Raw genomic sequence first — 11490 nt, 5'->3', positions numbered from 1 at the left:
TGCTATTTTGCTATTTTGCTATTTTGCTATTTTGCTATTTTGCTATTTTGCTATTTTGCTATTTTGCTAGCTTCATCATAGTGAACATCGTTAACCTCATCTCAACACACTTTTGTTATGCTAAATGAATGTTATGCTAGATGCAGTTGATCTTTGCTGTGCTATCTACAAGTGTACTTTTCCACAGCGTTACGAAAGATCACCTCATAACTTAATTTACAGCTCCCCCTGGGCTACCAAATAGAAATATGGAATTACACGATGAAATATAAGTTTGCTTTCGCTGCACTCATTAGCAGCTTAATACCTGCCTCAGCACTTGCAGCGAGCAGCGCAAAAAACCTCGGCCCAACGGTAGTCAAACCAGCACCACAAGTTAGTATTGCTAGCCACGACGCTTTTTTCGATAAATTACGCGCTCATTGCGGTAAAGCATACCAAGGGAAAGTAACGGTTGATAACCAAGATAATGGTTCTTTCAGCGGTAAAAAACTAGTAATGCACGTGCGTAAATGCAGTGATACTGAACTACAAATTCCATTTCATGTTGGTGACGATGCATCACGCACATGGATTATTACCAAAACTGGTTCTGGCTTAAGTTTGAAGCACGATCACCGTATGAGTAACGGTGAGTACGATGTATCAACTATGTATGGCGGCCATACGGTTGATGCTGGCTGGCAGCACGCACAATCTTTTCCTGCCGATCAATACTCAAAAGAGTTATTTGTAAAACAAGGAATTCCACAATCGAATGGAAATACATGGCAGATTTTCATTTACCCAGAGACATATACCTATCGCTTAGTACGTGAAGGGCGCGAGTTTAGAGTAGACTTTGATTTAACTAACCCCATTACACCACCTGCTGCGCCATGGGGCTATCAAGATTAACAGCGATACCCATAATGCTAGTTACGTAATCGGAAATAACGCGAGATGATGAAAAGCTAACAAAGTAGAATTTTCGTATGTAGTTAATCTACATCGAAAACTTTAACGCTATTAGCATATTCGTTATTTCACTTGCATAATTAGCTACAGGTTAACTCAGCGACTAATGGGCCTGGATTTGCTCTAGGCTCTGTTGGGAATTTTTCAAACGCTTGAATTCCCGACACAAACTTAAGATTAAATTTATCGCTTTTACACAGCGCTGCGCTGTGGCGCAACATAAATACAGATTGCTTAGCAAACTCTTGATAACTGCCTTCTCGAATAGACAGCTTGTATTTGTTATCAGCCAACTGTGTTTGGCGATAATGCACTTTATGGTCAAAATCATACAGCGCTTGTACTTTTCCTTGGTCTTTTGCATGTAATGCCAATGATGCAAACAATACAGCTAATCCAACTAAAACCCTTGTCATACCGTTTCCTTTAATCGTATTCCTGAACTCAAAAACACATTACGTTTTAATTTACGCATTACTCATTATGCTGGTTCGCAATGAATCCCAAATTAACTAACACAAAAGGCAATTTCAAAAAGCATAAGATAAGCGCTTACATAAGTTTTATTATAATTTATCAGCAATTTAGAATGTTTTTAACTGTGAGCTCAAGTTATCAACTTACGAATTCACTATACCAACTTCCAAATTATCAAACCACTCAAGAAACTCTTGTACTGCCTCACCTTTAAAGATCCGCCCGTGCTGTGGCGCCATCAGGTCTATATCAAGTTCACGTACGCGCGCAATCCAGTTCTTTTTCGCGCTATTAGACGGCATCCAGCGCTGGTGAAAATAACGCATTTTATCGGCGTGTTTGGCAAAGTCTTCAACAAACATGGGGGCATCTGGCTCTTCAAGCGCAGCGCCAATATCACCACTCATCAGGATTTTGGCTTCAGCATCATAAACATGAAAGTTACCCGAGGAATGTAAAAAATGGGCTGGAATAAAACGAAACGTCACACCATCTAAGCGCAATTCTTGCCCTTCATCAGGGATCGACTTGTATTCAATATTATCCATACCAAAGTGGCGAATAAACCCTTCCCACAGCCAAGGCGCGTATAGCTTGGCATTTGGAATAGTTTTATCCCATAAACCCAGTGATGAAATGATATCTGGGTCTTGATGTGATGCAAATAAGGTGGTCACTTTTTCGAGTTCAGTATGACTTAATATGCCAGCCAACATCGCAGAAAATAGCTCTATGCCACCCGGATCTAACAACATGGTTTGCTGGTTGGTCACAATCATATATTGGTTGGTATCAATTATTTTTTCTGATTTTCCCTGATCGCGGCCAAACACAATCCATTTGTGATGTTTACCTTGGTATAAATCGGTCGATTTCATTTAAATACCCTTTCTAACTCATCGAGTGTGCTGAGGTTAGTCTCTATCGCGCCTTTAATACGCATTGCTGCGGAGCTTATATAGTCTGAAACAGATTCCAAACTGGCACAAAACTCACCTGCCTGTGATGCTTCTACGCGCGACGTCACTGCGATGTATTCGGCTGCGCGCATTTGTTGTTCTATTTCTTCAAATTGCCACTGTAAGTTTTGCAGCTCATGTTTAAGCGCTGTCATCGCATCTTTCACTTGCCCTGCCGCCTTGTGATGTAATGCGCGACTTTGTGGATGATCAAGCAATGAAAGGCTAATAGCTAGATGCTGCTCGAATTGACTAGCGCGCAAATGATGTAACGCGAGCCGAAACAACTGGCTAGCGTGTAGATTAATATGTTCTGTTGTTTGAATGGTGCGCGCGGAAAATTCGTTGATAAAATTGGTGATCGATTTGAAGCCTAAAGCAGCCTCCCCCGCTCTAATTGCGACAACTCTGGCGTTTTTGGAGGTAAGCGATAAGCTTTTTGCTTCAGTCAAAATCACTTCTAGTTGTGCCACAATTGTCGCCACGGTAACAAAACACTTTATTTCCGGATGTTTTTTGATGCTATCCATAGAGATATTTAACGCTCAAGTAAGTACTTTCAAATATAGGAAATAAAAAAGAATTTTGCCGAGAAAAATGTAAATTTAGATTTATTACAGGCATAAAAAAGGCTCACAGGGATGTGAGCCGAAAGTGCATCATCAACAACTAATGCTTCAGGGAAATATCTAAACAAGAAATCTCTTTCTTGTATTTCAATAGACACAGCCGTTTTGAGGAAGTTCAAAAAAATTTAAATTAATTTTATAACATGATCTGTGTTACTCAGTTACAAAGCTAAATATTAATACTGAAAAGATGATAATCACGCCGTATACATACTGATAAGGTTTCAGTTTTTCTCGCAAAAAAACGCTTCCCACAATCATCGCAGCCACAATGCCAATCGCACGCTTTACCGCCTCAACAATACTGGCATCTAAATATCTGAGTGCACTAAATTGTAGTAGTACCGCAGCTGCAAAACCACACAAGCCAATCGCCCAATAGATTTTACGCCCCCTTGGCAACAGTGCACTTTTTCGCCTAGTAACAAGCGAACAAAAAAGCACTAGGACCATAATTACGTTAACCCACAACGCATGAAAACTCACCGATGTATGTGGTAATACAAATTGATCGAGGCAAATACAGCCCGCCCAAGAAAATGCCGCGAGTAACATAAATCCAGCGCCCGACTCTGTAATAGCAAAACCCTCACCAAGCAGCCGATACGTGGCATAAGCGCAAATACCAATAATCGTATACGCCTGCCAGCTAAGAATATTTGAAAAAACGACTGCATTAAGTAGCGCTGCAATCAAAGGGGTCAGCGCGAGCATGGGCAGCAAAATAGAAAAACGACCTCGCCCAAGCGCCGAAATAAAGGATACCGCACCAAGCGCTGCCAACAAGCCACTTAGACTGGCAAACACATAATAAGCAATTACTTGAGGCAATTGGGAAGAACCAGTGGCCAGCCAAAAAACCAAGTAAACAGGTAACGTGAACAAACTAAAAACAAAACTAACCAGTAAAGGACTATTATTTTCAACCAGACGTTTTCGACAAAAATCAAATAGTACCCACGCAAAACTTGCCAACAACAAAAACAACCAAGACAAAGTAATCTCCTTGTAGATGGATCTTTTTTAGCAACAATACGTATAAGCATATTATGTTGTTCAAAATAAGCTACTTATGAATCTACCAGTATTTCCATTGCCAATATTTTTGTTGCCCGAAGGTGTAACTCGACTACGTATTTTTGAGCCTCGCTATCTCAAAATGGTGTCGATTGCCTGCCAACAAAATGGTTTTGTGTTGTGTTTGTACGATCATCAAGCTGAGCTAAACGTGCCTAAACTCGGCGCCTGGGTTGATATTATTAACTTCTACCAGGAAGGCGAATTGCTGCATATTGATATTAAGGCGAAAAGCCTTGTGACCATCAAAAATGTAACTATGGATCAAGATAACTTGCGTTTCGCTGATTGCAGCGAAGTGCCTCACTGGCCGCAGCAATGCGAACAACAACACCACTCAGTGCTCGCCGCTAAGCTACATCATGTGTTTGAAGAATTTCCTGAGCAGGCGTCTTTGTATCCTGAAACAAAGTTTGACGATATTAACTGGGTTTGTGCGAGGTTTTTAGAAATTTTGCCGCTGTCTTTCGAGAAAAAACAACTCTTTACTAACGCAGATAGTTTTACTCAAGCCGATGATTTTTTAAAAACTATTATTTTAGGTCAAGAAAACTGATCGCTTTTGTGATTACAGCGTATTGTCTACTATGATTTTATTGTCAGAGCGCTATGATGATATCAACAACAACCAATAATCACCGATCTTCGATGAAGCAAAACGCAAATTTAGATGGGCAAGAAATTGACAGCAAAACGCTATCTAGCTGGCTAAATGACATAGCTGAGAGGCGAGACAAGCAATCTTTCGCGTCCCTGTTTAAATGGTTTTCACCCAAAATTTTAGGTTTTGGCAGAAAGCAATTTAACAACCCTGTTATGGCTTCAGAATTACTGCAAGAAACAATGACGAACGTTTGGCGCAAGGCTCACCTTTACAATCCAGAGAAAGGCGCTGCGACAACTTGGGTTTACACAGTAATGCGTAATATCAGCTTTGATATGTTGCGTAAAGTTCAGGCTAACCACGAAGACACTTTAAGCGATGATATTTGGCCGTTAGCGGAGGCGCAAAACTCTGATGAACATGTTTTTGCCGACCATTTGATGGACAAGCAAATCGCGCAATATTTAAACCGCCTTCCTGATAATCAAAGACAAATTATTCAAGGCGTATATTTTCAAGACTTATCACAAGAGCAACTTGCAAAGAATTTAAGCATTCCGTTAGGAACCGTTAAATCGCGACTGCGTTTAGCCCTAACAAAATTGAGACAGCACATAGGAGCAGACAATGATTAAGCACCACCCACAACTTTCACTGCTCAAAACCTATTGTGCAGGTGAATTACCAGCATCAATTTCTGTTGTTATAGCTGCGCATATTGAATTGTGCCCCCATTGCCAACAGCAAGTAGAAGCACTCACAGCTGAAACGGCAAAAGGCGCGTTTACGTACACCAATAATGATACCGACAACTTTGATTTACCGTCAGGTATCGATTTAGATGCGTTAATCAACGATATTACGCTTGATGACAGTATTGATGATGTCGTTGCAGCGCAACCGATTGAGTTATCACTGAAAGAAAATAGCTATTACTTGCCTCAAGTGTTGAAAAATTTAGAGCTAAGTAGCTGGGCTAACCTAGGCAAACTATCACGTTCGCGCATTGGGTTAGAAGACGCTAATTTGCATACTAGCTTGTTGCACATTGACCGTGGCGGCTCGGTGCCTGAACATACTCACAATGGTTTTGAAATTACACTATTATTAGATGGTAGTTTCAAAGACGATATGGGTGAGTATCATAAAGGCGACTTTATTTGGTTAGATGGAAAACATACACATAATCCAATTACAGAACACGGCTGCCTATGCTTAACTGTTTCAAGTGATTCGCTGCACTTTACACAAGGCTTAAGCAAGTTACTTAATCCAATCGGTAAATTTATTTACTAGGAGGGACCATGGTTACAGATAAGGATAAAATTATACTTGGTATTAGCGCCTGCTTAACAGGTGACCAAGTACGCTTTGACAAAAGCCATAAAAAATCTGATTTTTGCGTTAACCAGCTAGGAAAGTTTGTCGAGTACCAAAAGTTTTGCCCTGAGGTCGCGGTTGGGTTACCTGTGCCGCGCCCTACTATTAGGCAAATCAAGCGCGACGATATGATCCATGTGTCACGTCCCGATGGCAGCATGGACGTTACGCTAAAAATGAACGAATACGCTGAAAAATCAGCAAGTAAAATGTCGCATTTAAGTGGTTTTGTGTTTATGAAAGGCAGCCCAAGTTGCGGTATGGAACGTGTAAAAGTGTACTATGAGCACGGCAAAGGTTGTGAACACGATGGCGTTGGTTTATTTGCTAAGCAAGTAATGGCGCTTAACCCAAATTTACCCTGTGAAGAAAATGGCCGCCTTAACGATCCGCACCTACGCGAAAATTTTGTACTGCGGGTGTTTACCTACAAAAAATGGCAAAACCTTGTGGCATCGGGGCTTACGATACATAAGTTGACAACGTTCCATGGTCAGCAAAAGTATTTAGTTATGAGCCATAATGTAGCTGCCTACAAAGCCCTTGGCAGAATGCTTGGTGAAGAAAACGACTTACCAGTGGAACAATTAGCAGATAAATACATTTCGATGCTAATGCAGGCTCTTAAAAAGCCCGCATCTCGAAAAAATCACACGAATACCTTGCAACACCTTCAAGGTTATTTTAAAAAGCATCTAACTAAGCAGAATAAACAAGAACTTAGCGAAAACATTATCGCTTATCACGATGGGCTAGTGCCGTTAATGGTGCCACTCACATTGATCAACCATCATTTGCAAACTTATCCAAACGATTATTTGGCAAATCAAGCTTATTTAGACCCTTATCCAAAGGATTTAAAGCTTAGATACGGATTATAAATGAGTACTCTTTACTGGATTAGACGGGATTTTCGTTTAGACGATAATCCCGCTTTATTTTATGCATTACAACAAAATTGCCAACATGCAGTTTTTATTACTGCCTATGAAACTTGGCAAGCTCACAATCATTCAGGCATTCAAATTGATTTTATTGAGCGTCATTTAAATTGGTTTAGCGACCAGCTTGCCAAGCTCGGAATTAAAGTGAGCTTTATTGAATGCGATACCTTTGAGCAACAAATTGCCCAACTAACAGAGTTTTGCCAAGAAAATGACATTACTTCGGTGGTAGCTAACAGCGAACCGGAATTACGTGAAAAAATACGTGACAACAAAGCTGCGCAGCAACTGGAGCTAACGCTATACGATGCTGACACCATTTTGCCTTATGGCGCAGTGCTTAATAAACAAAATGAAATGTTCAAAGTTTTTACGCCATACAAAAAAGCATGGGTAAAAACGCTGCAGCAGCATGGCTTTAACCAAAATTATCTTGCAGCAATTAAACAAAGTGAAGAAAGCCCTAATCAAGCCAGTAACATTACATTTAATTATGCCAAGCAAGATTCAAGTAAATGGCCTTTGGCACACGAGTTTATGCAACACGTGTTACCTCGCTTTTTAAATGATAAAGTTATCGACTACGCGCGCGATCGGGATTTCCCAGCAATTAAAGGTACAAGTGGTATCTCACCTTACTTAACCATTGGCGCAATTAGCCCTAAAAGGGTTTTATACGATCTATTATCCTATTACCCGCACATACTTGAAGATGTAAAAGCGCCTATTTTTACTTGGCTAAACGAGCTAATTTGGCGTGAGTTTTATCGCAACGTGCTGCTGTCATTTCCAAATCTAAACAAATTGCACGACTTTCAAGGCAAATTTAAAGGCTTCGACTGGCCAAATGATCACGCTAAGTTTACCGCTTGGTGTGAGGCAAAAACTGGATTTCCGATCGTTGATGCTGCTATGCGCCAGTTAAAGCAAACAGGTTGGATGCATAACCGCCTGCGTATGATTGTAGCAAGCTTTTTAACCAAACATTTATTGGTTGATTGGCGCTTAGGTGAAGCTTTTTTTATGCAGCACCTTATTGATGGCGACCTTGCCGCCAATAGCGGTGGCTGGCAATGGGCAGCAGGCACCGGCTGCGATGCACAACCCTATTTCAGAATTTTTAACCCAATAACGCAAAGTGAAAAGTTTGATCCTGACGGCAGCTTTATTCGTAAGTATTTACCAGAACTTGAGAATGTACCGCTTAAGTATATTCATCAACCACAAACCTATTTAAATTCGGTTGGCAATCACAGCTACTGGCCACAACTGGTAGATTTAAAAGAAGCCCGCTTACAGGCACTTGATTATTATCAGAAAGAGTTAAATAACGATGAGTAACACACAGCATATTGATGACTTTTTAACTATGTACAACAAGTTGGATCGCGCCAACTTGTCGCTACTAGCTAATATTTATCATCAAGATGTTGTGTTTATTGACCCACTGCACCGCATTGATGGCCTATCTGCACTTACCAAGTATTTTTCTAATCTGTACGAAAACCTAGACGCTGGGCGTTTTGAAATGAAAAAGGTACTGCAACAAGATAATGCCGTTAGCCTCTACTGGACCATGTACTTCTCGCATAGCAAAATTAAAGCAGGCAAAGAAGTGTCATTTGACGGCAACAGTTACCTTGAGTATCAAGACGGCAAAGTCATTTTTCACCGCGATTATTTCAACGCTGCCGACATGCTTTATCAACATATTCCTGTACTTGGCGGGTTAATAAATTTAGTTAAAAAGCGTGCCACCGCATGAATACGGTACTAATTACAGGTGCCTCATCTGGCATTGGTGAATCACTCGCTAAATACTATGCTACTCAAGGTTTTACTGTGTACGCGTGTGGGCGCAACCAAGAGAAACTCGATAAGCTCGCAAGCGAATTTAACAGCATCATACCGCTGGTTTTTGATCTAAATGACAAGCAAGCAATATTTAGCGCGTTAGATAAAAACATCAAACTCGATCAAATCATATTAAACGCGGGTACCTGTGAATACATAGATAACGCAAAACAATTCAATGGTGATTTGTTTGCCCGCGTGATCAACACCAACCTTATTTCTGTTGGTTATTGTTTAGAGGCGTGGTTGCCCCAGTTAAATACGGGCGGGCAACTTGGTTTAATGAGTTCAAGTGCTGTTTATGTGCCACTTACTCGCTCACAAGCCTACGGTGCGTCAAAGGCTGGCGTAAGCTATTTAGCGAAAACTCTAAGCATTGATTTAGCACGCCACAATATTGGGGTAAGTACAATTCACCCGGGGTTTGTCGCAACACCTCTAACCGATAAAAATGATTTCCCGATGCCTAGCCGTATTACCAGTGAACAAGCTGCGCAGGCAATCTATCGAGGTATGAAAAACAAACACTACGATATTCATTTTCCCAAACGCTTTACCTTAATACTTAAAACACTCGCACTGTTACCGTTTTTTATCTGGCGCAAACTTGCAATTAGGATGACAAAATAATGAAAAGAATAGCCATTATTGGCAGTGGTATCTCAGGCTTAACCTGCGCTTATTTACTATCAAAAAAGTACGATATCACCCTATTTGAAAAAAACGACTATATTGGCGGACACACAGCCACTGTTGATATTGAGCATAACGGCGAAAAGCACGCAATTGATACCGGCTTTATTGTTTGTAATAACAAAACATACCCTAATTTTTTAAAGCTATTATCGCAGATTGGAGTTGCTTACAAAGATACTGAAATGAGCTTTAGCGTGCACAATGTGCAAAGCCAAATGGAATATAATGGCCACGGTCTCAATTCATTATTTGCACAGCGTTCAAATATTTTTAAACCTCGTTTTTGGTTGCTAATCAAAGATATTCTGCGCTTTAATAAACTCTGTAAGCAGCTACATCAAACCGATATAGATCCAGCGCTCACACTCGGCGACTTTTTAGACCAACACGCCTTTAGCGATTTCTTTTGCCAGCATTATATTTTGCCGATGGGCGCGGCTATTTGGTCCACCAGCTTACAAGAAATGCGAGACTTCGAGCTGAAATTCTTTGTTCGCTTTTTTTATAACCACGGCTTATTAAATATCAGCGATAGACCGCAATGGCATGTTATAAAAGGCGGCTCGCGAGAATACATTAAGCCATTAACGCGCCGCTTCGCCGATAAAATTCGCCTCAACTGCGATATTAAGCAAGTTACGCGCGGCAATACCGGTATTTCTTTAGAATTTACAGATGGTACAACTCAAATATTCGATGACGTTGTATTTGCCTGTCATTCCGATCAGGCATTAAAACTACTAGGCGATGCGAGCGAGCAAGAACAATCTGTACTCGGTAATATTCCTTACAGCAAGAATGAAGTGGTACTGCACACCGACATAAACATGCTACCAAAACGCAAACTTGCGTGGGCAAGCTGGAATTACCGTTTAGACAGTAATAACCCACGCCCTGCTGCAGTAACCTATAATATGAATATATTACAGGGACTTAAAACGGACACTACTTACTGTGTTACGCTCAATCAAACTGAACAAATTGATAAAAGCAAAATTTTACGCAGCTTTGTTTACCATCATCCAGTGTTTAATAAACAAAGTATGGCGGCGCAGCAGCAACGAGACACAATTTGCGGCACCAATCACACCCACTTTTGCGGTGCGTACTGGTATAACGGCTTTCATGAAGATGGCGTTCGCAGTGCGCTCGACGTATGTAAACGCTTTGATTGCGAACTATAACTATGAATAGCGGCATATACTGTGGACAAGTTAGGCATCGACGCTTTTCTCCTAAGCAACATGCCTTTAGCTATAGCATGTATATGCTGGCACTTGATTTAGACGAACTAGACTTAGTCGCCACAACTAGCCGTTTGTTTAGCCTTAAAAAATTCGCGCCAATTAGCTTTTTTCAAGACGATTATATTAAAGGTGAACCGGGCAACTTAAAGCAACGTATTGCCAGTAAAGTTACACAGTTAGGTGGTAACTGGGATGGCACAAAAGTAACCTTTATGGGGCAATGCCGAAATTTCGGTATCTATTTTAGCCCCGCAAATTTTTTCTTTTGTTACGACCAAGATAATGTTTGTACAACCATGTTAGTTGAAGTTTCGAATACGCCTTGGTTAGAGCGTCACTACTATGCGGTGGATATTTCTAAACAACAACGCATGGATAAAACATTTCATGTGTCGCCGTTTATGGATTTAGATATGCAATATGTATGGCGTGTAAAAGCGCCACAAGAAAAAGTACTTATTCATATCGAAAACCATAAATCAGAGAAAGTGTTTGACGCCACAGTAGCATTATCACGCTGCGAATTTTCGCGCAGAAATATGCTTAAAACATGGCTTAGTACACCAGCAATGACATTAAAAGTAGTCGCTGGCATTTACTGGCAAGCACTTAAGCTTTTTGCCAAACGCATCCCATTTATTGCGCACCCAAACGCGAGAGGATAAT

The 11490-nt window shown here is 40.7% G+C and carries 14 protein-coding genes; 10 read left to right on the top strand and 4 right to left on the bottom strand.

Going from position 1 to position 11490, the window contains the following annotated elements; translation table 11 throughout:
• The first annotated feature begins 261 nt into the window (after window positions 1–261).
• Window positions 262–897 (top strand): hypothetical protein, encoded by a 636-nt coding sequence (locus ACHSBP_RS02310; protein WP_010562204.1) that lies wholly within the window; start codon window positions 262–264, stop codon window positions 895–897.
• A 140-nt stretch (window positions 898–1037) separates the two neighbouring features.
• Here the strand turns inward: ACHSBP_RS02310 and ACHSBP_RS02305 are convergent, their stop codons facing one another.
• The 4 genes from ACHSBP_RS02305 to ACHSBP_RS02290 all read right to left on the bottom strand — a co-directional run bounded on the left by ACHSBP_RS02305 (window position 1038) and on the right by ACHSBP_RS02290 (window position 4018).
• Complete coding sequence (locus tag ACHSBP_RS02305; RefSeq protein WP_010562205.1) at window positions 1038–1373, bottom strand: hypothetical protein; 336 nt, start codon at window positions 1371–1373, stop codon at window positions 1038–1040.
• A gap of 204 nt (window positions 1374–1577) precedes the next feature.
• Window positions 1578–2312 (bottom strand): MBL fold metallo-hydrolase, encoded by a 735-nt coding sequence (locus ACHSBP_RS02300; protein ID WP_010562206.1) that lies wholly within the window; start codon window positions 2310–2312, stop codon window positions 1578–1580.
• Complete coding sequence (locus ACHSBP_RS02295; RefSeq protein WP_395388050.1) at window positions 2309–2866, bottom strand: chemotaxis protein; 558 nt, start codon at window positions 2864–2866, stop codon at window positions 2309–2311. The genes ACHSBP_RS02300 and ACHSBP_RS02295 overlap by 4 nt, the downstream gene beginning before the upstream one ends.
• A gap of 309 nt (window positions 2867–3175) precedes the next feature.
• Window positions 3176–4018, bottom strand: coding sequence for an EamA family transporter (locus ACHSBP_RS02290; protein ID WP_395388049.1), 843 nt, complete (start codon window positions 4016–4018; stop codon window positions 3176–3178).
• A gap of 76 nt (window positions 4019–4094) precedes the next feature.
• Here ACHSBP_RS02290 and ACHSBP_RS02285 point away from each other — a divergent pair, with 76 nt between their 5' ends.
• From ACHSBP_RS02285 to ACHSBP_RS02245, 9 genes are all read left to right on the top strand, one after another.
• The gene (locus ACHSBP_RS02285; RefSeq protein ID WP_010562209.1) at window positions 4095–4655 is read left to right on the top strand and encodes an LON peptidase substrate-binding domain-containing protein; all 561 of its coding nucleotides are present in this window, start codon (window positions 4095–4097) and stop codon (window positions 4653–4655) included.
• Between the two features lie 92 nt (window positions 4656–4747).
• On the top strand, window positions 4748–5338 hold the full coding sequence (locus tag ACHSBP_RS02280; RefSeq protein WP_021033051.1) for a sigma-70 family RNA polymerase sigma factor: 591 nt from the start codon (window positions 4748–4750) through the stop codon (window positions 5336–5338).
• Window positions 5331–5999: a ChrR family anti-sigma-E factor gene (locus ACHSBP_RS02275; protein ID WP_395388048.1), complete on the top strand. Its 669-nt coding sequence runs from the start codon at window positions 5331–5333 to the stop codon at window positions 5997–5999. Before ACHSBP_RS02280 ends, ACHSBP_RS02275 begins: the two co-directional genes overlap by 8 nt.
• Window positions 6000–6007: 8 nt before the next feature.
• Entirely contained in the window at window positions 6008–6964 is a 957-nt protein-coding gene (locus ACHSBP_RS02270; protein WP_010562212.1) for a DUF1722 domain-containing protein, read from the top strand.
• Window positions 6965–8368: a deoxyribodipyrimidine photo-lyase gene (phrB, locus tag ACHSBP_RS02265; protein ID WP_010562213.1), complete on the top strand. Its 1404-nt coding sequence runs from the start codon at window positions 6965–6967 to the stop codon at window positions 8366–8368.
• Entirely contained in the window at window positions 8361–8792 is a 432-nt protein-coding gene (locus ACHSBP_RS02260; protein ID WP_010562214.1) for a nuclear transport factor 2 family protein, read from the top strand. The genes phrB and ACHSBP_RS02260 overlap by 8 nt, the downstream gene beginning before the upstream one ends.
• Window positions 8789–9511, top strand: coding sequence for an SDR family NAD(P)-dependent oxidoreductase (locus ACHSBP_RS02255; RefSeq protein WP_010562215.1), 723 nt, complete (start codon window positions 8789–8791; stop codon window positions 9509–9511). The genes ACHSBP_RS02260 and ACHSBP_RS02255 overlap by 4 nt, the downstream gene beginning before the upstream one ends.
• Entirely contained in the window at window positions 9511–10761 is a 1251-nt protein-coding gene (locus ACHSBP_RS02250) for an NAD(P)/FAD-dependent oxidoreductase (protein WP_010562216.1), read from the top strand. The genes ACHSBP_RS02255 and ACHSBP_RS02250 overlap by 1 nt, the downstream gene beginning before the upstream one ends.
• Before the next feature lie 2 nt (window positions 10762–10763).
• A complete protein-coding gene (locus ACHSBP_RS02245) occupies window positions 10764–11489 on the top strand; it encodes a DUF1365 domain-containing protein (RefSeq protein WP_084616569.1) in 726 nt (241 codons plus the stop codon).
• Window position 11490: the final 1 nt, after the last annotated feature.

The organism is Pseudoalteromonas sp. XMcav1-K, assembly GCF_044005875.1.
GTDB lineage: Bacteria > Pseudomonadota > Gammaproteobacteria > Enterobacterales > Alteromonadaceae > Pseudoalteromonas > Pseudoalteromonas spongiae.
The sequence above is the reverse complement of the archived record's forward strand: the minus strand, read 5'-3'. Positions and strand labels throughout refer to the sequence as shown.